This is a genomic window from Pseudomonas sp. HMSC057H01, assembly GCF_001836405.1.
GTDB classification, from domain to species: Bacteria; Pseudomonadota; Gammaproteobacteria; order Pseudomonadales; family Pseudomonadaceae; genus Pseudomonas; species Pseudomonas aeruginosa.
On the sequence record NZ_KV828498.1, the window covers coordinates 34,241 to 57,803 of the forward strand.

The 23,563-nt window shown below is 63.7% G+C and carries 24 protein-coding genes and 1 pseudogene; 15 read left to right on the forward strand and 10 right to left on the reverse strand.

Translation table 11 applies throughout. The features are described 5' to 3' along the window. Positions 1 to 97: 97 nt before the first annotated feature. Positions 98 to 1,051: a LysR family transcriptional regulator gene (locus tag HMPREF2581_RS19910; protein ID WP_016254253.1), complete on the reverse strand. Its 954-nt coding sequence runs from the start codon at positions 1,049 to 1,051 to the stop codon at positions 98 to 100. A 101-nt stretch (positions 1,052 to 1,152) separates the two neighbouring features. Here HMPREF2581_RS19910 and HMPREF2581_RS19915 point away from each other — a divergent pair, with 101 nt between their 5' ends. The 5 genes from HMPREF2581_RS19915 (at position 1,153) to HMPREF2581_RS19935 (ending at position 4,711) form a co-directional block, all read left to right on the forward strand. Then, on the forward strand, positions 1,153 to 1,707 hold the full coding sequence (locus tag HMPREF2581_RS19915) for a flavodoxin family protein (protein ID WP_003138419.1): 555 nt from the start codon (positions 1,153 to 1,155) through the stop codon (positions 1,705 to 1,707). Between the two features lie 75 nt (positions 1,708 to 1,782). Beyond that, the gene (locus HMPREF2581_RS19920; protein ID WP_003091520.1) at positions 1,783 to 2,400 is read left to right on the forward strand and encodes a glutathione binding-like protein; all 618 of its coding nucleotides are present in this window, start codon (positions 1,783 to 1,785) and stop codon (positions 2,398 to 2,400) included. A 145-nt stretch (positions 2,401 to 2,545) separates the two neighbouring features. After that, positions 2,546 to 3,385 carry an SDR family oxidoreductase gene (locus tag HMPREF2581_RS19925; RefSeq protein ID WP_023098944.1) on the forward strand — a complete coding sequence of 280 codons (840 nt, stop codon included), beginning with the start codon at positions 2,546 to 2,548 and terminating at the stop codon, positions 3,383 to 3,385. 111 nt (positions 3,386 to 3,496) lie between these two features. Next, entirely contained in the window at positions 3,497 to 3,883 is a 387-nt protein-coding gene (locus tag HMPREF2581_RS19930; RefSeq protein ID WP_009313725.1) for a glycine cleavage system protein H, read from the forward strand. 84 nt (positions 3,884 to 3,967) lie between these two features. Continuing rightward, the gene (locus HMPREF2581_RS19935; RefSeq protein WP_016254255.1) at positions 3,968 to 4,711 is read left to right on the forward strand and encodes a DsbA family protein; all 744 of its coding nucleotides are present in this window, start codon (positions 3,968 to 3,970) and stop codon (positions 4,709 to 4,711) included. 254 nt (positions 4,712 to 4,965) lie between these two features. Here HMPREF2581_RS19935 and azoR3 read toward each other — a convergent pair whose 3' ends face one another. Next, complete coding sequence (gene azoR3 / locus HMPREF2581_RS19940; RefSeq protein WP_003091530.1) at positions 4,966 to 5,607, reverse strand: FMN-dependent NADH-azoreductase AzoR3; 642 nt, start codon at positions 5,605 to 5,607, stop codon at positions 4,966 to 4,968. 146 nt (positions 5,608 to 5,753) lie between these two features. Beyond that, on the reverse strand, positions 5,754 to 6,071 hold the full coding sequence (locus HMPREF2581_RS19945) for a hypothetical protein (protein ID WP_003091533.1): 318 nt from the start codon (positions 6,069 to 6,071) through the stop codon (positions 5,754 to 5,756). Positions 6,072 to 6,270: 199 nt separating this feature from the next. On the opposite strand from HMPREF2581_RS19945, the gene HMPREF2581_RS19950 reads away from it, so the two are divergent. The 5 genes from HMPREF2581_RS19950 to HMPREF2581_RS19970 all read left to right on the forward strand — a co-directional run bounded on the left by HMPREF2581_RS19950 (position 6,271) and on the right by HMPREF2581_RS19970 (position 11,022). Next, the gene (locus tag HMPREF2581_RS19950) at positions 6,271 to 7,200 is read left to right on the forward strand and encodes a PA3225 family LysR-type transcriptional regulator (RefSeq protein ID WP_003091534.1); all 930 of its coding nucleotides are present in this window, start codon (positions 6,271 to 6,273) and stop codon (positions 7,198 to 7,200) included. Between the two features lie 6 nt (positions 7,201 to 7,206). Then, a complete protein-coding gene (locus HMPREF2581_RS19955; RefSeq protein ID WP_003138411.1) occupies positions 7,207 to 8,034 on the forward strand; it encodes an alpha/beta fold hydrolase in 828 nt (275 codons plus the stop codon). Then, positions 8,016 to 8,579, forward strand: coding sequence for a peptidylprolyl isomerase PpiA (ppiA, locus tag HMPREF2581_RS19960; protein WP_003109185.1), 564 nt, complete (start codon positions 8,016 to 8,018; stop codon positions 8,577 to 8,579). The genes HMPREF2581_RS19955 and ppiA overlap by 19 nt, the downstream gene beginning before the upstream one ends. A 62-nt stretch (positions 8,580 to 8,641) precedes the next feature. Beyond that, positions 8,642 to 10,474 (forward strand): ABC transporter ATP-binding protein, encoded by a 1,833-nt coding sequence (locus HMPREF2581_RS19965; RefSeq protein WP_003138401.1) that lies wholly within the window; start codon positions 8,642 to 8,644, stop codon positions 10,472 to 10,474. A gap of 281 nt (positions 10,475 to 10,755) precedes the next feature. After that, on the forward strand, positions 10,756 to 11,022 hold the full coding sequence (locus HMPREF2581_RS19970) for a DUF2790 domain-containing protein (RefSeq protein ID WP_003091540.1): 267 nt from the start codon (positions 10,756 to 10,758) through the stop codon (positions 11,020 to 11,022). 32 nt (positions 11,023 to 11,054) lie between these two features. On the opposite strand, the gene HMPREF2581_RS19975 is transcribed toward HMPREF2581_RS19970, so the two are convergent. From HMPREF2581_RS19975 to HMPREF2581_RS20005, 7 genes are all read right to left on the reverse strand, one after another. Then, a complete protein-coding gene (locus HMPREF2581_RS19975) occupies positions 11,055 to 12,179 on the reverse strand; it encodes a GNAT family N-acetyltransferase (protein WP_003109183.1) in 1,125 nt (374 codons plus the stop codon). A gap of 276 nt (positions 12,180 to 12,455) precedes the next feature. Beyond that, positions 12,456 to 12,614, reverse strand: coding sequence for a DUF3309 family protein (locus tag HMPREF2581_RS19980; RefSeq protein ID WP_003091542.1), 159 nt, complete (start codon positions 12,612 to 12,614; stop codon positions 12,456 to 12,458). A gap of 108 nt (positions 12,615 to 12,722) precedes the next feature. After that, the gene (locus HMPREF2581_RS19985) at positions 12,723 to 13,349 is read right to left on the reverse strand and encodes a 3'-5' exonuclease (RefSeq protein ID WP_003109180.1); all 627 of its coding nucleotides are present in this window, start codon (positions 13,347 to 13,349) and stop codon (positions 12,723 to 12,725) included. Continuing rightward, entirely contained in the window at positions 13,346 to 15,145 is a 1,800-nt protein-coding gene (locus tag HMPREF2581_RS19990) for a CBS domain-containing protein (protein WP_070867371.1), read from the reverse strand. Before HMPREF2581_RS19990 ends, HMPREF2581_RS19985 begins: the two co-directional genes overlap by 4 nt. Positions 15,146 to 15,234: 89 nt before the next feature. After that, a complete protein-coding gene (locus HMPREF2581_RS19995) occupies positions 15,235 to 16,890 on the reverse strand; it encodes a cation acetate symporter (RefSeq protein WP_003091546.1) in 1,656 nt (551 codons plus the stop codon). Beyond that, on the reverse strand, positions 16,887 to 17,198 hold the full coding sequence (locus HMPREF2581_RS20000; protein ID WP_003091547.1) for a DUF485 domain-containing protein: 312 nt from the start codon (positions 17,196 to 17,198) through the stop codon (positions 16,887 to 16,889). The genes HMPREF2581_RS19995 and HMPREF2581_RS20000 overlap by 4 nt, the downstream gene beginning before the upstream one ends. A gap of 217 nt (positions 17,199 to 17,415) precedes the next feature. Continuing rightward, positions 17,416 to 18,273: a glycine betaine ABC transporter substrate-binding protein gene (locus HMPREF2581_RS20005; RefSeq protein ID WP_003114808.1), complete on the reverse strand. Its 858-nt coding sequence runs from the start codon at positions 18,271 to 18,273 to the stop codon at positions 17,416 to 17,418. Between the two features lie 293 nt (positions 18,274 to 18,566). Between HMPREF2581_RS20005 and HMPREF2581_RS20010 the strand changes: the two genes are divergently transcribed. The 5 genes and pseudogenes from HMPREF2581_RS20010 to HMPREF2581_RS20030 all read left to right on the forward strand — a co-directional run bounded on the left by HMPREF2581_RS20010 (position 18,567) and on the right by HMPREF2581_RS20030 (position 23,110). Continuing rightward, a complete protein-coding gene (locus HMPREF2581_RS20010; protein ID WP_003091551.1) occupies positions 18,567 to 18,788 on the forward strand; it encodes a DUF2061 domain-containing protein in 222 nt (73 codons plus the stop codon). Positions 18,789 to 18,930: 142 nt separating this feature from the next. Then, entirely contained in the window at positions 18,931 to 20,292 is a 1,362-nt protein-coding gene (locus tag HMPREF2581_RS20015; RefSeq protein WP_003109177.1) for an alpha/beta fold hydrolase family protein, read from the forward strand. Between the two features lie 3 nt (positions 20,293 to 20,295). Next, complete coding sequence (locus tag HMPREF2581_RS20020; RefSeq protein WP_003138398.1) at positions 20,296 to 21,099, forward strand: MlaA family lipoprotein; 804 nt, start codon at positions 20,296 to 20,298, stop codon at positions 21,097 to 21,099. 139 nt (positions 21,100 to 21,238) lie between these two features. Further along, positions 21,239 to 21,454: pseudogene (locus HMPREF2581_RS20025) on the forward strand (pirin family protein); the annotation flags it as partial. A 78-nt stretch (positions 21,455 to 21,532) separates the two neighbouring features. Next, complete coding sequence (locus HMPREF2581_RS20030; RefSeq protein ID WP_003138396.1) at positions 21,533 to 23,110, forward strand: recombinase family protein; 1,578 nt, start codon at positions 21,533 to 21,535, stop codon at positions 23,108 to 23,110. The last annotated feature ends 453 nt before the right edge of the window (positions 23,111 to 23,563 follow it).

Genomic DNA, 23,563 nt, shown 5'->3' on the forward strand with positions numbered 1-23,563 from the left:
TTGTCCGCTAACCGGGGCTGAACCCGCCGAGCCTTGCATCCGGGTCACGCACACCGGATAGCGGAAGGTACGAGCTGCCCCGGAATGGCGGCGGGCCTCAGGTTCGTTGCGCGAGGCCGGACTCGAGCGCCAGCGCGATGGGCGTGAGCTGTATCTCGGGGTTCTCCGCGAACAGCTCCATGACCCAGTTCACAAAGCAGCGCACACGAACCGACAGGTGCCTGGAGCCCGGGTAGATGACATGCACCGGCGCCGCAGAAAAGTGCCATTGCGGCAGTACCGGAACAAGTTTCCCTGCGCGTACGAATCCAGCCACCGCGAATGGGGCGCCAGGGCAGATGCCGCTGCCCGCCATGCAGGCCGAAATAGCCACGTCGGGTTCGTCGAACTGCATTCCATCGCCGGACTGCACCACGAAACGCTCCGGGCCGGACTCCAGCTCCCACATGAACGGGTTGCGCTCCCTGCCGCTGAACCAGCTCAACCGCCTGAACTGCGATAGATCGTTCGGACTGTCTACACCGCCTATGGAGGCCAGGTACTCGGGCGAGGCATACAAGCCCATCTGGATGTCGCAAAGATGCCTGGCGATCATGCTGGAGTCCTTGAGCGCACCTCCCCGGATCGTGCAATCGATGCCGTCCTCCAGCAGATTGCTGATCCGGTCCGAACTACTCAGCCGCAGCTGGATCCTCGGGTAGCGCGCCTGGAAGTCGTGCAGCCTTGGAGCGATCACCCATCGGGCGATGGTGATCAGGGAGTCCACTCTGAGCCGGCCGATGGGCGTCGCCGTCCCGCCCCTGAGCGTGGCCTCCAGTTCGTCTATCTGCTGCAGCAGGACCTGGCATTTGTCGAAGTACGCGCTGCCATCGTGCGTAAGGCTCAGGGCACGGGTCGTACGATTGAGCAAGCGCACGCCTAGATGCTTTTCAAGATCGCTGACGCGCTGCGAAACGCGAGCTTTCGGCAGGCCCAGGGCATCGGCCGCGCGTGTGAAGCTGCCGGCGTCCACCACCTTCACGAAGGTGGCCATGGCGGTGAGTTTGTCCATAGATTGTTCGCGATTATTGAACCAAGAGTAACTTTGGATAATATTTTTCTTATTCTCAATCCCAATTATGGTTCCTTCCGTCCACCCACCAGGGAACCATCATGTCAAAAGCAGTCGTTGTTTATTTCTCCGGATATGGCCATACCAAGCGCGTAGCACAAGCGGCGGCGGAAGGCGCACAGGCTTCGCTGGTCGAGATCGATAGCGAGGGCAACATTCCCGAGGCAGCCTGGGACTTGCTCGACCAGGCGCAATCCATCCTCTTCGGCGCGCCCACGTACATGGGCTCGGTGCCTTGGCAATTCAAGAAGTTCGCGGACGCCACTTCCAGGAAGTGGTTTGTTCGGCAGTGGCAGGACAAGGTCTTCGGCGGCTTCACCAACAGCGCAAGCCTGAACGGCGACAAGCAGGTTTCCCTGATCCTCATGCACACGCTGGCGTCCCAGCACGGCGGCATCTGGGTCAGCCTGGGCCTGGCTCCCGCCAACACCTCGGCCTCGAGCCGCGCGGATATCAACAACCTCGGCGCCTCGGTCGGCGCGCTGGTGCAGTCGCCGTCCGACGCGGATGCCCAGGCCATTCCCAGCGGCGATCTCGAGACCGTGAAGCTCTACGCCGCTCGCGTCGCCAGGATCGGACAACAGCTGCATGCCTGAGCCAGGCGCCGATGAATCACCGGCGCACCCTGCGCGCGTCGCTTGAACCTGCAACTACCTCGAAGGATATCGATCATGAAACTGTACTACTCCCCCGGCTCTTGCTCGCTGGCCATCCACATCGTGCTTCGCGAGGCCAACGTGCCTCACGAACTGGCCAAGGTCGACCTGTGGCAGCACAAGACCGCCTCGGGCGGCGATTACTTCCAGATCAACCCGAAGGGCACGGCGCCCGCCCTCGAGTTCGAAGGCGGCTTGCTGACCGAAGGCGCCGCCATCAGCCAATACCTCGCGGATCGCTACGCCCCAACGTTGGTGCCAGCCAACGGAACGCTGGAACGCAGCCGTTTGCACGAGATACTGAATTACCTCTCTTCGGATTACCACAAGTCCTTCACCCCGCTGTTCTACCTGTCCCCTTCGGACGACCCCACGGCCGCGCAGCGCCCAGTGATAGCCAAAGTGGCCTACCTGAACAACCTCCTCGCGGACGGCCGCCCATACATCCTGGGTGACGAGTTCACCGTCGCGGACGCACATCTCTTCGCCCTTACGCGCTGGTGCCCCCAATTCGGCATTTCGCTGGCCCCATTCCCAGCATTGATGGATTTCATGGCCAGGATTGCAGCCCGTCCGGCAGTCAGGGCCGCGCTACAGGCCGAAGGACTGGAGGAACACCCCGACCAGTGCTGAGCCCTCGCTAGGTACCGGTTCTACGCGGACTGACGCCAGCGCTAGCGCAGACGAGACCCGTGGCTGGGTTTCGCAGCCGACGTCAGCCCCCCTGGACTTTCCTGAACGCGTCCCGCTGCTCGAGGCGGACATCCTGGAGATCGATATGTCGAAGAAAATTCTTGTTCTAGGTGCGACGGGAACAGTCGGCAAGCCGTTAGTCGAAGGCCTGCTGGCCAAGGGAGAGGCCGTCAAGGCCGCTTCCCGCGGAAATCGGAAAATGGATGGAGTCGAGAGTACGCCGTTCGATTTCGGCAAACCGGAAACCATCGCCACCGCCCTGGAGGGTGTGGATCGCACTTACATGCTCCTGCCCGCCGGCTACCTGAACGTACGCGATCTGCTCCTGCCGTTCGTCGAAGCCGCCGCAAGCCGCAAGGTGAAAATAGTCTTCCAGAGCGCCTTTGGCGTGGATGCGAATGGCGCCAACCCCATGCGCCAAATGGAAATCCTGCTGGAGAAATCCGGCACACCCCATGTGATCTTGCGGCCGAACTGGTTCTCCGACAATTTCCATCACTTCTGGAAAGCCGGCCTCGACCAGGGGCAGATCGCCTTGCCAGCCGGTGATAGCAGGACCAGTTTCATCGATGTGCGCGATATTGCGGCCAGCGCCATCGCCGCGCTCACCTCAACCGCTTTCGACGGCAAAGCATTCAACCTCACCGGTCCCGAAGCGCTCAGTTATGCCGATGCCGCGGCGATCCTGTCCGAAGTGACCGGCAAGCCCGTGCGATACGCCGCGACATCGGACAAGGCGTTCATCGACATGCTGGAGAACAACGGTGTGCCCGCCGCCAATGCGGCGCACATGGCCTCGATCTTCCACCCGGTGCGCCAAGGCTGGATGAGCGTAGTGACCGACGATGTCATGAAGCTCACCGGCAAGAGACCGCGGACACTGCGGGAATACGCACAAGACAAGGTCGCCGCCCTGACGGCCTAGGGCCAGGCTGCGACGCCTTGGGCGTCGAAAGTCGCAGGCGCCGACCAGAAACGCCTGGGGGCGCCAGCATAACCTCTGTTTTTCCAGGTTGAACGGGAGACGACCGTGTCCATGCAATTTTCCAAAGACCATTACTGGGTTCGCCTCGCCGACACCCTCGATGGCCACGCTATCGACAGCGTTGTCGTCGGCGTCACCCCACGGGCGCTGGCCGGCCTGGGCAACCTGATTTCGGTGATCCTGCCCAACGTCGGCGAGACGTTGGCGCAGGGAGCCGCCGCGGCCGAGATCGAGTCGGACAAAGCGGTGACGAACCTGTACACCCCCGTCTCCGGCGAAATCATCGCCGTCAACACGGCCTTGCGCGACACCCCGACGCTTGCCAACACCGACCCGTTGGGCGCCGGCTGGTTCTTCAGGGTCAAACTCAGCAACCCGGGGCAACTGGATGCGCTGCTCGACGAGAAGGCTTATGCCGAACTGTTCTGGGCCCCGTGACGACCGATTGGCTGGCCGGCACTGCGCTGGCGGCGCGATAGCCGCGGCAGACCTCCATACAGCCTCAACCTGTGGACTCCAACCATGACACTCATGAACTGCGATCCGGCCACCGGCAGTTGCCGGATTCCCGACGCTGCTCCCATCCTCCCCCAGGGGGCGAAGCAGGCCCCTGGCGGCGAAGTCACGCTCAGGTACATCGGCGACCCCATGTGCTCCTGGTGCTGGGGTATTTCCTCCACGCTCGAAGAACTCGCACGGTACTGCGAACAGAAGGGTATCGGCTTCACCCTCACCATGGGCGGCCTGCGCGCGGGCGGGGGCGACGCATGGGGGCCGGAGTTCCGGGAGTTTCTACGCCGGGAATGGACCCATATCGCCAAGGTCACCGGTCAACCATTCGGTTTTTCCCTGCTGTCGGCAAAGCATTTCGACTATGACACGGAGCCTGCCTGCCGAGCCGTTGTGGTCGCCGAGCAAATGCTCGACCAGAAGCGGCCTGTCGCCTCCGCGACCCTGGCATTTTTCTCTGCCGTGCAGCGCAAGTTCTATGTCGAAGGCGAGGACCCCAAGAACGTGGACTTTTATAGATCCATTTGCGAAGACGCTTCGCTATCGTTCGAAGACTTCCGCGCGCATTTCGCCACTGCCGCTGCACGGCAAGCCGTCTATCGGCAATTCGCCCAGTGCGGAGAGTGGGGCGTACGCGCATTCCCCACCCTTCTGCTTGACCTGGCTGGTGATCTGAAGCAACTCAGTTCAGGCGCCACCACAGCGGCAAGCGTGATCGAACGTATCGAACATCTGCTGGGCGCACGCACCAACTGAACATCCGGACCGGCGAGGCGGGTGGCGCAATGCACGGCCCGCCAACAGCATTCTGCGGGCAGGGTCCACCGTCCTCCTTGCAACAGTCCCCGCGGCCCCCTGGCGCCGTTCACCCGTGTCGATGCGACAACGCCAGCGCGAAAGCCCCTGCCAGACTGTCTGCGCTCCGGAATCCGGGGCCTGGAACCATCGCGAAATAAAAAAACCCGGTCGAACACGCGGGGGGAAGGGGTTCGACCGGGTGCTGCGTCCAATCACCGGAGCGTTGGCAGAGGGACGCAAAGGGAAGTGTTCGTTTCCAGCGCCTGCAGCATCCGCTCGCGGGCTCGCGCCAGGCCTTTCTCACGGAACTCCGGGCCCATGTTCATGCCCTCCGCGTGGATGAAGGTGACGTCGTGGATGCCGACGAAGCCCAGCACCTGGCGCAGATAGGGTTCCTGGTGGTCGAGACCGCCGCCGGCGTAGATTCCGCCGCGGGCGGTGAGAACGAAGGCGCGCTTGCCCTGTAGCAGGCCTTCCGGCCCCTGCTCGGCGTAACGGAAGGTCAGGCCGGCGCGCAGCACATGGTCGAACCAGCTCTTCAGGCTGCTGGGAATGGCGAAGTTGTACATCGGCGCCGCCAGCACCAGCACGTCCGCTATCCGCAACTCCTCGGTCAGGCGATTGGAACGCTCGAGGGCGCGCCTTTCCGCAGCGCTATGGCCATCGCAGGGAGTGGTCCAGGCTCCCAGCAATAATTCATCGAGGTGCGGCAGCGGCTCGCGCGCCAGGTCGCGGACCTGGAAGCGATCAGCGGGATGCGCGGCTTTCCAGTGGGAGATGAATTCCGCCGTCAGCAGGCGGGAAACCGAGCCCCGTTGGCGGGCACTGCTCTCGATAACCAGGACACGGGACATGACTCGACCTCCACCCACTGCGATACAACGATGGAGGTGAGGGTAGAGAATGATTAATCGATTAAAAAGTTGAAAAAACCGCTGTTAAATATCGACCATATTGATTTATAAACAGGCAACACCTAGTCTTTCGGTGAGAGAACGCTCTATTTCGCGATCTTGCAGGTCAGCTTGATCCGCAACTTGATGATGTCGCGGCCGAACTGCGCGGTGAAGTTGCTGTTCTGCCCGGGCTGGATCACGCCCTTGCGCACTTTCGGGGTCTCCGGGCCGTTGCGGAACACCGCCGTGCATTCCGCCGCCTGGCCACCCAGGTTGGTGAGGAGGATGGCGCCCATGTCGCGACCGATGTCCTGAGTGCTGTAGGAGACCTCGGTGCCGTTGAGTTGCGGGTCGACCTCGATCGGATAGGCGAAAGCGGACAGGGGCAGCAGCGATAGTGCGAAACAGCAAAGCCTTTTCATGGCCGGACTCCCGGTAGCGACAGATGGAAAAATGGCAACACCCTGAAAACCACGGCATCCCGTACGTCAAGAGAATGGACAGCCATCCCGTACAGGACGCCGACGACACGATAAGCGAAGTCGCCCCTCCGGCGCACTCGTCATCGCCTGCCGGCCGCGGAAACGCCGGCGAGGCATCCCTGCATTCGAGGAGGCGGAAATGAAAGCGCCACGCGTAACCCTGGACCAATGGCGGACCCTGCAGGCGGTGGTCGACCACGGCGGCTTCGCCCAGGCCGCGGAAGCCCTGCACCGCTCGCAATCGTCGATCAGCTATACCGTGGCGCGCATGCAGGAACAGCTCGGCGTGCCGCTGCTGCGCATCGACGGACGCAAGGCGGTGCTGACCGAGGCCGGCGAAGTGCTGCTGCGCCGCTCGCGGCAACTGGTCAAGCAGGCCGGGCAACTGGAGGAACTGGCCCACCACATGGAACAGGGCTGGGAGCCCGAGGTGCGTCTGGTGGTGGACGCCGCCTACCCCACCGCGCGGATCGTCCGCTCGCTGTCCGCCTTCATGCCGCAGAGCCGCGGCTGTCGCGTGCTGCTGCGCGAGGAAGTGCTCTCCGGCGTCGAGGAAGCGCTGATCCAGGGCGCCGCCGACCTGGCGATCAGCGGCCTGATCATTCCCGGCCACCTCGGCGCCGACCTCAGCGTGGTCGAGTTCGTCGCCGTGGCCCACCCCGACCATCCGCTGCACCGCCTGCAACGCGAGCTGACCCACCAGGACCTGGAAACCCAGATGCAGGTGGTGATCCGCGACAGCGGCCGGCTACAGCCGCGCGACCACGGCTGGCTCGGCGCCGAACAGCGCTGGACGGTGGGCAGCCTGGCTACCGCGGCGACCTTCGTCGGCAACGGCCTGGGCTTCGCCTGGCTGCCGCGACACATCATCGAGCGCGAACTGCAGAGCGGCCAACTCAAGCCGCTGCCGCTGAGCCAGGGCGGCGTGCGGCAGAGCCGCTTCTACCTCTACACCAACAAGGAGAAGCCGCTCGGCCCGGCCAGCCAGATCCTCATGGAAATGCTCAAGTCGTTCGCCAACGTACCGCTCAACGCGCCCTTCGCGGCGCCCGAACCGGCCGCCGAGTGAACGCAGATGCCTGACTTCCAGCACCGCGACTGCACCCTCGTCTACGACGACCATCCCGGACCCGCCGAGCGCGCGCCGGTCCTGCTGTTGCACGGTCTGGGTTCGAGCGCCCGCGACTGGGAATACCAGTTGCCGGCCCTGCTGGGCCGCTACCGCCTGCTGGTCCCGGACCTGCGTGGCCACGGCCGCTCCGGCAAGCCGCGCGGCGGCTACAGCATGGCCGGCTTCGCCGAGGACTGCGCGGCGCTGCTCGACCGGCTCGGCTGCGGCCCGGTGCACCTGGTCGGCATCAGCATGGGCGGGATGATCGGCTTCCAGTTGGCCTGCGACCGCCCCGACCTGCTGCGCAGCCTGACCATCGTCAACAGCACTCCGGAAGTCATCCCGCGCAAGCCCCGCGAACACCTGGAAGTGGCCAAGCGCAGGCTCCTCTCGCGCCTGCTCAGCCTGCGGACCATCGGCCGCGCCCTCGGCCGGCTGTTGTTTCCCAAGGCGGAACAGGCCGGGCTGCGAGAAAAGATCGAGGCGCGCTGGGCGGAGAACGACAAGCGCGCCTACCTGGCCAGCCTCGACGCGATCATCGGCTGGGGCGTGCAGGAACGATTGGCCGAGATCGCCTGTCCGACCCTGGTGATCAGCGCGGATCGCGACTACACGCCGGTATCGCTGAAGCAGGCCTATTGCGAGCGGATCGCCGACGCCCGCCTGGTGGTGGTGGAGGACTCCCGCCACGCCACGCCGATGGACCAACCCGAGATTTTCAACACCACCCTGCTCGGCTTCCTCGCCGATATCGATAAAACCAAGGAACAACCATGCTCAAACGTCTCCTGATCGCCACCTGCACCCTGCTCTTCGCCGGTTCCCTGCTGGCCGCCACGCCTGCCGCCAAGCCGCACGTCCTGATCGCCACCAGCCTCGGCGAGATCGAGGTAGAACTCGATCCGACCAAGGCGCCGATCAGCGTGAAGAACTTCCTCGAGTACGTCGACAGCGGCTACTACGACGGCACCCTGTTCCACCGCGTGATCCCGGGCTTCATGGTGCAGACCGGCGGCTTCAGCGCCGGCATGCAGGAGAAGAAGACCCGCGCACCGATCAAGAACGAGGCCGACAACGGCCTGCTCAACGAGCGCGGCACCCTCGCCATGGCCCGCACCGGCGTGGTCGATTCGGCCACCAGCCAGTTCTTCATCAACCTGACCGACAACGACTTCCTCAACCATGGTGCCCGCGACTTCGGCTATGCGGTGTTCGGCAAGGTGGTGCGTGGCATGGGCGTGGTCGACCAGATCGCCAAGGTTCCCACCACCCGCCGCAACGGCTTCGCCGACGTGCCGAGCGACGACGTGGTGATCCTGTCCGCCAAACGCCTCTGAGTCCAGCCGCAGGGGCTTGATCCGGCGGGTCCAGGACGGGCCCGCTCCAGAAGAGAGCCATCATGCTTTATCGTCGTTTCGAACGTCTGATCGACCCGTTCCGCAGCGCTTCCGAACGCATGCCGCCCAGCGAAGTGCTGCGTTTCTATGTCTACTTCCTGCGCCAGGTCTGGCCGGTGTTCCTGGCCCTGCTGGTGGTCGGCCTGATCGTCGCGCTGATCGAGGTGGCGCTGTTCAGCTACCTCGGCCGCATCGTCGATCTCGCCCAGAGCACGCCCAGCGCGGAGTTCTTCCGCGTGCACGCCAACGAACTGATCTGGATGGCGGTGGTGGCGCTGGTCCTGCGCCCGCTGTTCAACGCCCTGCACGACATGCTGGTGCACCAGAGCATCAACCCGAGCATGACCAACCTGATCCGCTGGCAGAACCACCGCTACGTGCTCAAGCAGAGCCTCGGCTTCTTCCAGAACGATTTCGCCGGGCGCATCGCCCAGCGCATCATGCAGACCGGCAACTCGTTGCGCGATTCGGCGGTGCAGGTGGTGGACGCCCTCTGGCACGTGCTGATCTATACCGTCAGCGCCCTGGTGCTGTTCGCCGAGGCCGACTGGCGCCTGATGATCCCTCTGGTGCTGTGGGTATTCGCCTACGTCGGCGCCCTCGCCTACTTCGTTCCCCAGGTCAAGCGCCGCTCGGTGGAGGCCTCGGATTCGCGCTCGAAGCTGATGGGGCGGATCGTCGACGGCTACACCAACATCACCACGCTGAAGCTGTTCGCCCACACCCGCCAGGAAGAGGACTACGCCCGCGAAGCGATCGGCGACCAGACCCTCAAGTCGCAACGCGCCGGGCGCGTAGTGACCTCCATGGACGTGACCATCACGGTGATGAACGGCATGCTGATCACCGGCACCACCGGCCTGGCCCTGTGGCTGTGGAGCCAGGAGCTGATCTCGGTGGGCGCCATCGCCCTGGCCACCGGGCTGGTGATCCGCATCAACAACATGTCCGGCTGGATCATGTGGGTGGTCGGCGGCATCTTCGAGAACATCGGCCAGGTCCAGGATGGCATGCAGACCATCGCCCTGCCGCGCAAGGTGGTCGACCGCGAGGACGCCCAGCCGCTGCGGGTAGAGCGCGGCGAGGTGGAGTTCGAGCACATCGCCTTCCACTACGGCAAGGGCAGCGGCGTGATCCAGGGTCTCGACCTGAAGGTCCGGCCCGGCGAGAAGATCGGCCTGGTCGGACCTTCCGGCGCCGGCAAGTCGACCCTGGTCAACCTGCTGCTGCGCCTGTACGACCTGGAGAGCGGACGCATCCTGGTCGATGGCCAGGACATCGCCGGGGTGACCCAGGAAAGCCTGCGCGCGCAGATCGGCATGGTCACCCAGGACACCTCGCTGTTGCACCGTTCGATCCGCGACAACCTGCTCTACGGCCGGCCCGGCGCCAGCGACGCGGAACTCATGGAAGCGGTGCGCAAGGCTCGCGCCGACGAGTTCATCCCGCTGCTCAGCGACGCCGAGGGCCGCCGCGGCTTCGACGCCCATGTCGGCGAACGCGGAGTGAAGCTCTCCGGCGGCCAGCGCCAGCGCATCGCCATCGCCCGGGTGCTGCTCAAGGACGCGCCGATCCTGATCCTCGACGAAGCGACCTCGGCGCTGGACTCGGAAGTCGAATCGGCGATCCAGGAAAGCCTGGAGACCCTGATGCAGGGCAAGACGGTGATCGCCATCGCCCACCGCCTGTCGACCATTGCGCGCATGGACCGCCTGGTGGTGCTGGACAAGGGCCACATCGCCGAAAGCGGCACGCATGCCGAGTTGCTCGCCCATGGCGGCCTCTATGCGCGCCTCTGGCAACACCAGACCGGCGGCTTCGTCGGCGTCGACTGAAGCCTCGGCACCGGGCGGCGGCTCGCGCCGCCCGGCTTGGGTGACCTTGTCAAAGGCTCTGCAACGGGCCTTTGCGCGGCAATCATCACCGCCGTCGATCTCGACTAGCACGCGCTTCGATTTTTTCCGCCAGCGAAACGGTGTTCTTATCGAACCCGTGCCCCGGCTCGATCCCGACGCCTGCCGCATCGTCCCCGTCCACCTGGCGTCGGCCACGGACGACCAAGGATGCCAGTGCTCGGTACCGGGGGTTTCGCCCCATCGCTACGGAGAATCACAGAATGAAACTTGCCTCTGTCGTGTCCGCCGTCATCACCAGCCTCGCCCCCATGGCCTTCGCCCAGGACGTGGACAAGGACCCGGGCCGCGGCCTGCCGGTCGAGGAATACCACTACGGCATGCAACTGGACGTGAAGAATGTCCTGCACCGTACCGACAATTCGACCAGGACCGGCGTAGTGCCGGTGACCGTGGTCTACGAGGACCATAGCGGCGAGCTGCACAAGATCCGCTTCCTCGAATGGGGCGGCAGCACCAGCAACGGCTGAGCGGACGCCACGCCCTATCGTTCCGGCTCCCTTCAGGCCTGGCGGTAGGGCAACAGGCCGTGGGCCTCCTCGGCGTAGGCGCGCACTCCCGCCCGCTCCTGTTCGAGGAACTGCGCCACGGCATCGCGCAGACCGGGATGCGCCAGGTAGTGCCAGGAGCGCGTCAGCACCGGCTCGAAACCGCGGATCAGCTTGTGTTCGCCCTGGGCGCCGGCGTCGAAGCGCGCCAGGCCGGCGCCGATGGCGAATTCCAGGCCCTGGTAGAAGCAGGTCTCGAAGTGCAGCCGGTCGAACTCGGCCAGGCATCCCCAGTAGCGCCCGTACAGGGTATCTCCAGCGACCAGGCTGAACGCCATCGCCACCGGCTTGCCGCGCTGGTGGGCGAAGACCACGCGGATCGCCTCCGGCATGCGCTCGGCCAGCAGGCCGAAGAACTCGCGGCTCAGGTAGGGATCGCGGTCGCGCACCAGGTAGGTGTTGGCGTAGCAGAGATAGACGAAATCCCACTCCAGCTCGGACAACTGGCCGCCTTCCCGCCATTCGAACTCGATGCCCTGTCCGCCGACCTGTTCGCGCTCCTTGCGCAGTTGCTTGCGCTTGCGCGAACTGAGGGCCTCGAGGAAGTCCTGGAAGTCCCGATAACCGCGGTTGTGCCAGTGGTACTGGCAGCCCAGGCGTTCTAGCCAACCGTCACGCGCGGCAAGCAAGGTGTCCGCCCGGGCGTCGGTGAAATTCACATGGATGCTCGACAGACCGCTCGCCTCGGCCTCCTCGCCAAGGGACGCGAGCAGCCCCTGCAACCCTTCGTCCTCGCCCAGCAGGCGCGCACCGGCGACCGGGGTGAAGGGCACCCCCACCAGCAGCTTCGGGTAGTAGCGGATACCGGCCCGCTGGCAGGCGTCGGCCCAGCTCCAGTCGAACACGTACTCGCCGTACGAGTGCGCCTTCACATAGGCCGGCAGCGCCGCGCACAGCCGCCCTTGCGGATCGCGCAGCACGCGATGGGCCGGGCGCCAGCCGGTGGCGGGCGTCACGCTGCGGCTGTCTTCCAGCGCGGACAGGAAAGCATGACGCAGGAATGGCTGGGCGGGAGGCAACAAGGCGTCCCACTCGGCGGCGTCGATATCGGCAAGGGTGGCGAGCGTCTGGATCGGCATGCGCGCCAGTCTGGCGCGAGACGCAAGGCAAGTGAAGCCGGTCGATGGAAAAAAAGCGCCCGGCGGACCCCGCGATGAAACCGCCCTTCACCAAGCGAAGGCTTCGAACCATCCTACGTAGAGCGCATGACGCCAACGGCGTTATCCGCCGATACCCCGCCGCAACGGCGGAGCGAAAGCTGGGAACCCTCCGCGTAGGGCGGATAACGCCGGAGGCGTTATCCGCCGATACCCGTCGGGACGGCGGACAACCACGACGGCATTCCCGATCGGGCCCTAGATCATGCCCAGCAGCAACAGGACCAACAGCACCACCAGCAATGCGCCGACGATCCCCGAGGGTCCGTAGCCCCAGTTGCGCGAATGAGGAAAGACCGGCAGGCCGCCGATCAGCAGCAGGATCAGGATGATCAGAAGAATCGTACCGAGACTCATGGGCGTCGCTCCTGTTCGGCTCATGGGGCAAAGGGCGGCAGATTCCGCCCTTGTAGTTCTCGACCCCCGCCGAGCAACGAAGATTCAATAAATCCGCGCCCTCCAGCCTCAGTGGATGACCTTGGGCGCCGGCCCCTTGAGCAGGCGCATGAACATCAGCGCCACCGCCTGGGCGTCGCCGAGGGCGGTATGGCGACCGCTGACCGGCACATCCAGGGCCCGCGCCAGGGTGTCGAAGCGCAGGTCGATGTGTGCGTCGGGAAAATGCCGGCTGACCTTCCGGTGGTACAGCGACGAAATCTCGATGGAAGGGTTGTGCAACTGTCGGTCGAAGAGCTGGCGCAGGTGCCGGTTCAGCACGGCGACATCGAACGACAGGTAGTAGCCGAGCAGCGGCCGGTCGCCGATGAACGCCAGCAACTGGCGCAGGGCCTGCTCCAGCTGCAACTGTCCCTCCAGGTCGGCGCGGCGCAGCTTGTGGATGCGGATCGACTCCGCGTCCAGGCTCGGCGGCGGCTCGACGTAGAGTTCCAGGCGCTCGCCCATGACCAGTTTGCCGCGCCGCACCAGCACCGCGCCGATGCTGAGGACGTCGGCACGACGCGGGTCGAGGCTGGTGGTCTCGAGATCGAGGGAGATCACTTCCTCCGCCTCGACCGCCTCGTGCATCCACCAATACAGCCGGCGGCGCCAGCCCGGCCAGCGGCTGTCGGGCAACTTGACCATGGTGTTCATCGGGTCTCCAGGTGGAATTGACGGGCCACGCTCTGCTTGAACTTCTTCACCACATGCAGGCCGTAGCGCAGCATGTCGCGATCGTGGCGGCTCATGCCGCTGACGTCCAGGCCCTGCTGGCGACCGCCGCGTTGGCCGGCCAACTGGCGGGTCAGGCGCAGTTGCAGGAACAGCTCGAAAGACTCGCTCAGGTCGTCCGCCAGGCGCGCTTCGAGGACCTTGTGTCGCTTCAGCGCCTCGATCCGTGCCAGGGTCCCGCGGGTTTCCAGGCCTTCGCGCAGGGCCAGGGTGCGGATGCCGTGGACGATGGGGAAGATCCCGCCGCGCTTGAGATCGAGGCGGGCGTCCTGGGTCTTCAGTTGGCCGAGGAAGGTCAGCGGCGTATCGAATTGCAGGGCCGCTGCCGCGATATCCGCCAGCCAGCGCTCGCCGCCATCGGCGAAACCGCGCAGTTGCCGACGCAACGGCTCGAACAGCTGCAGGTTGCCGGCCACCGGCCAGGCATCGGCCAGGATCGACAGGCGCAACAGCTGCTCCGGCTTGCCCTCCAGCAGAGTCCCGCGCAGCTCCGCCTGCCAGGCCGCCAGCGGCTTGCACCATTCCGGCCGACTGGCCATCACCCCTCCGGGACAGGGCGGATAACCGAACTCCAGCAAGGCCGCGCTGAAGCGCTGCATCATCGCCAGGGCCTGTTCCTGCGGCAGATCGTCGGCCAGGACCAGGGCATTGTCCTGGTCGGTCTTCAGCAACTGCTCGCCGCGTCCTTCGCTGCCCATCACCAGCAAGCAGCAGCGCCCGCGCAGGGTTGGCGGCAGCAACAATTCGAAAAGCCGTTCGAGCAATTGCTCGTTGAGCGCGCTGACCAGCTGCATGATGAAGCGCAGGCGGATACCGTTGCCGGCCAGGGTAGCGATCAGGGTGTCCAGGGTTTCCGCGCAGCGGCGCAGGTCGCCGAGGTCGTCGGCGCGGGCGATGCGCAGCGCCAGGACGTGGGAATGGGTGGAGAACAGGCTGAGCACCTGGGTCAGGTGCAACAGGCCGATCACCTGACCGTCCTCGGTGACCGCGACCCGCTCGATACGCTGGCGCGTCATGAGGATCATCGCGTCGAACAGGAAATCGCCCAGTTCGACGCTGGCCAGCGGACCATGGGCCAACGGCCCGATCGCCTCCAGCTCGCTGCGCCCGTCGCGGAAGTGCGCGCTCATGAGGTCGGTGCGGGTGACGATGCCGAGCTCGGGCCCGTCCCTCTCCAGCCGCACCAGCAGGGCATCGGCGCCGTGGCTCAATTGCAGGCGCGCGGCGTCGCCGAGGGACAGCGAGGCCTCCACCTCCAGCGCCGGCAGCAAGTGCTCGCGGGCGATGCGGGTAAGGATGAACTCGGCCAGGTTCTGCCCATCGCGCTGGGCCAACTGGCGCTTGGCCGCCAGGTCGGCCTGGAAGAAGCGGGCGAACCCCGGATTCTCCCCGCACAACTGGTGGAAGCAACTGGCCGGCAACTCGTAGACGATGCTTTCCTCGATCGCCAGGTAGCGGTGCTTGCTGCTGCCGGAGAACAGCCCGCGGACGTCGAACAGGTCGTCCGCGGCGTATTGGGCGAATACCCGCCCGTCGTCGCCGCGCTCCTCGACCACGCCCTTGAGCAGGACGAACAGCCCGGGGACCGCCGAGCCGGCCTCCAGCAAGGTTTCCCCCGGCGCATAGTAGCCGACGCTGAGAGCCTGCTTGAAGGTCTCGCGTTGATGGGGGCGCAACTGGTCGAAGGGTGGCGAGGCGAAGTTGAAACTGTCAGGCATGGCTCATCTCGCTGTGGCCGGGACGCTGAAACGAAAGGCGGCGGACCGGAAACCCGGCCGCCGCCTCGGGCTACGCCTTCACGTAGCGCTTAGTGGGCCACCGCGCCAGAGGCGCCCAGGCCGGTCTGGGAACGGATGAACTGCGGGAAGAAGCGCGCCCGCTCCTCGTCGGCCGCCGCCGACTTGTCGGTGATGGAGAAGAACCAGATACCGACGAAGGCGACGATCATCGAGAACAGCGCCGGGTACTCGTACGGGTAGATGGCTTTCTCGTGGCCGAGGATCTGCACCCAGATGGTCGGGCCGAGGACCATCAGGCCCACCGCGGTGATCAGGCCCATCCAGCCGCCGATCATGGCGCCGCGGGTGGTCAGCTTCTTCCAGTACATGGAGAGCAGCAGCACCGGGAAGTTGCAGCTGGCGGCGATGGAGAAGGCCAGGCCGACCATGAAGGCGATGTTCTGCTTCTCGAAGAGGATGCCGAGCACGATGGCGACCACGCCCAGGGCCACGGTGGTCATCTTCGAGACCCGCAGCTCGTCCTTCTCGTTGGCCTTGCCGCCCTTGAACACGCTGGCGTACAGGTCATGGGAGACGGCCGAGGCCCCGGCCAGGGTCAGCCCGGCGACCACCGCGAGGATGGTGGCGAAGGCCACCGCCGAGATGAAGCCGAGGAACAGGCTGCCGCCCACCGCGTCGGCCAGGTGCACCGCCGCCATGTTGTTGCCGCCGATCAGGGCGCCGGTGGCGTCCTTGAAGTCCGGGTTGGTGCTGACCAGCAGGATCGCGCCGAAACCGATGATGAAGGTCAGGATGTAGAAGTAGCCGATGAAACCGGTGGCGTAGAACACGCTCTTGCGCGCTTCCTTGGCGTCACTGACGGTGAAGAAGCGCATCAGGATGTGCGGCAGCCCGGCGGTGCCGAACATCAGCGCGAAGCCCAGGGAGAATGCCGAGATCGGATCCTTGACCAGGCCGCCCGGACTCATGATCGCCTCGCCCTTCGGATGCACCTTGATGGCTTCGGAGAACAGCGTGCTGACGTCGAAGTTGACGTGCTTGAGCACCATGATCGCCATGAACGAGGCGCCGGAGAGCAACAGCACGGCCTTGATGATCTGCACCCAGGTGGTCGCCAGCATGCCGCCGAACAGCACGTAGAGCACCATCAGGATGCCCACCAGGACCACCGCGACATGGTAGTTGAGGCCGAACAGCAGCTCGATCAGCTTGCCGGCGCCGACCATCTGCGCGATCAGGTAGAACGCCACCACCACCAGCGAGCCGCAGGCCGACAGGGTGCGGATCTGCTTCTGCTTGAGGCGGTAGGAGGCGACGTCGGCGAAGGTGTACTTGCCCAGGTTGCGCAGGCGCTCGGCGATGAGGAAGAGGATGATCGGCCAGCCGACCAGGAAGCCGATCGAGTAGATCAGGCCGTCGTAGCCGGAAGTGAAGACCAGCGCCGAAATACCCAGGAAGGATGCCGCCGACATGTAGTCGCCGGCGATCGCCAGGCCATTCTGGAAGCCGGTGATGCGGCCGCCTGCGGCATAGTAGTCGGCCGCCGAGCGGTTGCGCTTGGATGCCCAGTAGGTGATGCAGAGGGTCGCGCCGACGAAGGCGACGAACATGACGATGGCCGAGACGTTCAGCGGCTGGCGCTGCACGTCGCCGGTCAGCGCGTCGGCCCAGAGGGCCGGAGCGAAGGCCGCAAGGCCGAGCGCGGCAAGGAGACGAGCGATCATTGCTGCGCCTCCTTGAGGATTTCCTGGTTCAGGCTGTCGAACTCGCCGTTGGCGCGACGCACGTACAGGCCGGTCAGGATGAACGCGGCAAGGATCAGTCCGACACCCATCGGGATGCCCCAGGTCACGGACGAATCGGGACTGATACGCGCGCCCAGCAGCTGCGGCTGGAAAGCGATCAGCAGGATGAATATCACGTAGAGGCCAAGCATGATCGAAGAAAGTATCCAGGCGAAACGCTCTCGCTTGGCCACCAACTCCTTGAAGCGCGGATTGGTATCAATCCGCTGGTAGATGCTGTCGTTCATTGTTTTTATCCTCACAGCGGGGTGACGCGGAATGTCGTCGATATCCACTGTAGGACGCTGGTGCAAGCGCTCCAGACGACTTTAGTCGTAGCGTTTCGCCAGCCGCTCTAGACCGGTATTCCCGGGCCTTCCGGCAGATTCCGGAGCCAGCCTTCGGCAAGGAAAAACGCCGTGCCCGGTTGCCCGGGCACGGCGTTCCCCAATCGAACCAGCCGTGCTACTGCACCCAGTCCTTGACCCGTCCCGGGTTGGCCGCCACCCACTGCTTCGCCGCATCCTCGGGTTTGGCGCCCTCCTGGATCGCCAGCATCACCTGGCCAACCTCGTTGCCATCCTTCCAGCCGAACTTCTTCAGGAATTCCCAGACCGGCTTGGCCTTGGCCTCCAGCGCCGGGTTGGCGACGGTGTCGACATGCTCGGTATCGCCATAGACCTTCTTCGGATCGTCGAGGAACTTCAGCTTCCACTTGGCGAACATCCAGTGCGGAATCCAGCCGGTCACCACCACCGGCTTCTTCTCGTTCTCGGCACGGGTCAGCTCGGCGATCATGCCGCTGCCGGAACTGGCCACCAGCTTGTAGTCGAGGCCATATTGCTTGATCGCCTCGTCGGTCTTGATCATCACCCCGGCGCCGGCATCGATGCCCACCACGCGGCCGCCGAAAGCGTCCTTCTGCGCCTGGAGGTCGGCGATGCTGTTGGCGCTCACGTATTCGGGGACGATCAGGCCGATGCGTGCGTCCGGGTAGTTGATGGCAAGGTTGACCACCTTGTCCTTCATCTTCTCGTAGTAGGCGCCGTGGGTGCCCGGCAGCCAGGCCGAGAGCATGGCATCGAGCTTGCCGCGCGCCACGCCCTGCCACATGATCCCCGCCGCCACCGGCATCAGCTTCACCTCGTAGCCGAGTTTCTCGCGGATCACCTCGGCGGCCACATGGGTGGTCGCCACGCTGTCCGACCAGCCGTCCACGTAACCGATGGTGATCACCGGCTTGTCCGCCGCGGCCGCCATCCCCACCGCCGCCGACATTGCCAGGCCCGCACTCCAGCACAACAGTCGTCGCATCATTCGCATCAGACGTACCCCTTGTTCTATGCCGCCGGGGACGCTCCCCGGCGGTCGCGGCACTCTGCGGTGCCGCCGTCCATCATCGGCGCGCCCGGACGGCGGACTGCTCTGAGAACGACACCCATCGCACCCGATAACGACATGCCTCGAACTGCGCTGCGGCACGCTGCGGATGTGCTCCGAGACAGTGCGATCGAAGCGCTCTATGCACTCGATTGGACAGGCCGATTTCCGCTTGGCCGAGCGCCTGGATAGGCTTTCGCCAAAGAGGAATGATTCTCGATCAAAGGAGAGCAGCCATGCTCAAGACCCTGACCTTCACCGTCATGCACTTCATCATCGCCTTCAGCGTGGCCTATGCGCTGACCGGCAGCATAGCGGTCGGCGGGCTGGTGGCGGCGGTCGAGCCGCTGTGCAACTCGGTCGGTTTCTACTTCCACGAGAAGATCTGGAAACGCTTCGAGAAAGACGGCGCGCCGCGCCCGGCTAGCGCCCACGGCTGGCTGCACCGCCACGCCTGAAGGGATATTCGCGAGGCACGGCAAGAGGCGGGAAAGACCGATTGGAACGCTGGCTGCAATAACCCACTGCACTACTGAGGCTTGCAGTTGTCATAGCGGCAGTATATTCACTCAGTACTTTTCCCTCGAAGGGATTCCCCCGATGCCCCACTTCCTCCGTTTCGCTGCCCTGCTCGGCGGCCTCGCCCTCGGTTGTGCCAATCTGGCGCAGGCCCGGGACGTGGACGCCGCGAGCTACGGCTATCCACTGACCAACCCGTTCGAGGCGACCATCGCCACCACGCCGCCGGAACTGCGTCCCGAGCTTCCGCACAGCGAGGACATCGACCAGAAGGACTACAGCCTGAAATTGCGCCCGGAGCGCGAGTTCGCCCTGCCGGACAACTTCTGGCCGGTGAAGAAGCTGCGCTACCGCCTGGCCCGCCAGGATCATGCGGCGCCGCTGATCTTCATCATCGCCGGGACTGGCGCGCACTATGCCAGCAGCTACCCGGAATACCTGAAGAAGCTCTTCTACCAGGCCGGCTACCACGTGGTGCAGTTGTCCTCGCCGACCAGCTGGGACTTCATGGCCGGCGCCTCGCGCTTCGCCACGCCGGGCTTTTCCAGCGACGACGCCGACGACCTGTACCGGGTGATGCAGGCGGTGCGTGCGCAGCAGCGCGACCTGCCGGTGACCGACTACTACCTCACCGGCTATAGCTTGGGGGCGCTGAACGCCGCGTTCGTCAGCCACCTCGACGAAAGCCGCCAGAGCTTCAACTTCAAGAAGGTGCTGCTGCTCAACCCACCGGTGAACCTCTACACCTCGGTGAGCAACCTCGACAAACTGGTGGAAACCCAGGTCAAGGGCATCACCGACTCGCGCACCTTCTACGAGGTGGTGCTGAGCAAGCTGACCCGCTACTTCCGGCAGAAAGGCTACGTCGACATCAACGACGCCATGCTCTACGACTTCCAGCAGTCGAAGCAGCGCCTGAGCAACGAGGAAATGGCCATGCTGATCGGCACCTCGTTCCGTTTCTCCGCCGCCGACATCGCCTTCACCTCGGACCTGGTCAACCGTCGCGGCCTGATCACCCCGCCGAACTACCCGATCAACGAAGGCACCAGCCTGGAGCCCTTCTTCAAGCGCGCGCTGCAGTGCGACTTCGAGTGCTACATGACCGAGCAACTGATCCCGATGTGGCGAGCCCGTTACGACGGCGGCAGCCTGACCCAGTTGGTCAACCAGGTCAGCCTCTACAAGCTGCAGGACTATCTGCACGACAGCCCGAAGATCGCCGTGATGCACAACGCCGACGACGTCATCCTCGGCCCGGGCGACCTCGGCTTCCTTCGCCGGACCTTCGGCGAACGCCTGACCGTCTATCCCTATGGCGGTCACTGCGGCAACCTCAACTACAAGGTCAACGCGCAGGACATGCTGGACTTCTTCGCCACGCCCGCCGCCGGACAGACCCAGGTCGCCAGCGCGGCCCTCACCCAGCAGGCAGGAAACTGATCGATGAGCCGAACCGCACACTGGATGTTCGCCCTTCTGCTGAGCGCAGCCGCCAGCGCCCAGGCCGACCAGGCCGCCGCGCCGGTCGAAATGCCGCCACGTCAGCTCGACGGCGACGGTTTCAGCCGTCCGCTGGACCAACTCAAGTTCAATCCCGGCCTGGATCAACGCGAATTCGAGCGCGCCACCCTCGACGCACTGAACATGTACGATCCCTGGGAATCCTGGAACCGCCGGGTCTACCACTTCAACTATCGCTTCGACGAGTGGGTGTTCCTGCCCGTGGTACGAGGCTACGAGTACGTCACCCCGCACTTCGTCCGCAGCGGCGTGAGCAATTTCTTCGACAACCTCGGCGACGTGCCCAACCTGCTGAACAACCTCGCCCAGTTGAAGGGCAAGGCGGCGATGGAAACCACCGCGCGGCTGCTGTTCAACACCACCTTCGGCGTGCTCGGCCTGTGGGACCCGGCGACCAAGATGGGCCTGCACAAGCGCAGCGAGGATTTCGGCCAGACCCTCGGCTTCTACGGCGTGGGCGGCGGCCCCTACCTGATGCTGCCAATCCTCGGCCCGTCCAACCTGCGCGACACCGGCGGACTGGTGGTGGACTACGTCGGCGAATACCAGGTGAACTACCTCAACGTTCCCCAGGCCAGCGGCGACCACCCGGAGATCACCGCCCTGCGCGTGGTGGACAGGCGCTACAACACCAGCTTCCGCTACGGCCAGATGAACTCGCCGTTCGAGTACGAGAAACTGCGCTACATCTATACCGAGGCGCGCAAGCTGCAGATCGCCGAGTGAGGCGAAGAACCGTCGCCCTGTGCGGCGGTTTCTTTTCCTCAGAACAATTCAATAAATCGATAGGAATTACATAAAACTCGCAACCATATATCGACCAGAGAGGACTATCATCGAGCCATACACGAACCAGGAGGTTCCCATGACCCGCTACCGTGATGTCCTCGAACTGCATACCGGCCACCCCGCCTCCGATGGCGCCGGCGTCCGCCTGACCCGCGTGATCGGCGGCCCGTCCCCGGAACGCTTCGATCCGTTCCTGATGCTCGACCAGTTCGATACCCAGAACCCGGACGACTATGTCGCCGGCTTCCCTTCGCACCCGCACCGCGGCTTCGAGACCGTGACCTACATGCTCGCAAGACAACACGAAATAGACACAGCCTCTTCCCTAGCTGTACACTGAGCCCCTTTCCATCCGGTTAGGGGCTTTTTCATGCCTTCTGCTTTCTCTTATGTGCGGTTCTCCTCTGGCAAGCAAGCCAAGGGATCGTCTGAACACCGACAGCGAGCAATGCTCGGCCAGTGGCTGGAGCAACACCCTTCCTTCACTCTCTCCGATCTCCGATTCGAAGACTTAGGCCGTTCCGGCTTCTCTGGTGAGCATCTCGACCACGGCCTAGGGCAACTCCTTGCCGCCATCGATAGCGGAGCTATCAAGAGCGGGGATGTGATTCTGGTTGAGGCTGTAGACCGGATAGGTCGCCTTGAGCCTCTGGAAATGCTCCCCCTCTTCTCCCGGATCGTGAAGGCTGGAGTATCTGTAATCACCCTCGAAGACGGCCACGTCTACGATAGAAGCTCTGTCAACGAAACGTCTCTGTTCCTGCTGGTAGCCAAGATTCAGCAAGCCCACGAATACAGTAACCGCCTCAGCAGGCGCATAAACGCCTCCTATACAGCCCGCAGGGAGAAAGCTAAGGCAGGGTTAGGGATCAAGCGAGAAACGCCCGTATGGCTCACTACGGACGGTCAGTTAGTGCCTCACGTCGCCCCGCACATCGCCCAAGCCTTCCAAGACTATGCCGATGGCCTAGGAGAGCGCCGCATCTGTCGCAAGCTTCGCGAATCTGGCCTTGAGGAGTTCAGCAAGACCAACGCCACCACTGTCCGCCGCTGGCTCAAGAACAAGACTGCTATTGGCTACTGGAACGATATTCCAGATGTTTACCCGCACGTTGTAGACCCAGCCCTTTTCTACCGAGTGCAACAGCGCCTAGACGCTCCGAAGGTAGACAGAGCCAAGCCTTCCGCCCATTACCTCACAGGCTTAGTGAAGTGTGCGGTATGTGGTCGTAACTACAACTACAAACAACGCAAGCACACAGACCCGGCCATGCTCTGCACTTCCCGGGCTCGCCTAGCTGGAGAAGGCTGTTCCAACTCCAAAACCTACCCTGTGATTGTTCTCGATCAGGTGCGGAAGCTTACAAGCCTCCCTTTCCTACAGCATGCAATGGAGAGCGCAAGCTCTCAGGCGGACCCATCCTCACAGCGCCTAGCTGTAATCGATGGAGAGATTGGGGAGCTTTCCCGGAAAATCGGCGAAGCCACTAAAGCACTCCTTGCGCTTGGATTCACGCCGGAGATTCAGGAAAGCTTAGAGCAGCTTAAAACAGCCCGTGAAGCATTGGAAGAGGAAAGGGCTACCTTACTACTCCCTCAAGCTGAAAAGCTCACAGCGGCTCAATTAGAGGCCTTCTCTAACGGCCTACTCGACGATGAACCAATGAAGCTCAACCACGTCTTGCAAACTGCCGGCTACTCCATGGTTGTTCACCCGGACGGGTCTATTGACGTAGATGGGAAGAGGTTTGTTTACGAAGGAGCCAACAGGAAGAAGAAAGTCTACAAGCTCCGCCTCCTTGGCGAGGATAGGCAATGGGAACTCCCCATCCTCTCCCCAGAGCAAGCAGCCAGCCTTGCCCGCTCCGTGGACGGAGGATACCTCCCCCCGAATTCCAGCGAGGAGATAGCCCGCTACTATGAGAAGGTGAAACACCTAGTTCGGTAATCCCTAGCTCGGTAGCACTCCATCTAGCAATCCCTAGCCCGCCTTGAGCGGGCTTTATTCTGCCCTAAAATGACCGTTCGTCCGGTTAAGGTGGCATCAGTCTTCTTAAAGTGAAATAATGGAGAGTTAGCTATTGACAAACTCTAAATCCATGTTATACTAGGGTATAGAGAGTGAAAGATTAATTGATTTTCTCCTGTCGTCTTTCTTGATTCATGTAGGGCCTATCTGGTCCTTTCCTTCCTCGCAAGGAAGCCGAGTTGTTAGCTCCGGCCAAGGCGCCATAGAGCGTCAAGCTAACAAGAGTCCTAGATGGATAGGTTTCTATGGCCTATCTGTCCCTTCTTCCTCATAGCGTTTCTTCTAGCGCTTACTCCTCTCAGAGTCCGGCTCAGGCCTCCTCGCCCTGCCACCTCCTACTCTGAGCCTTATTTCCATGACCGTAATCTTCTG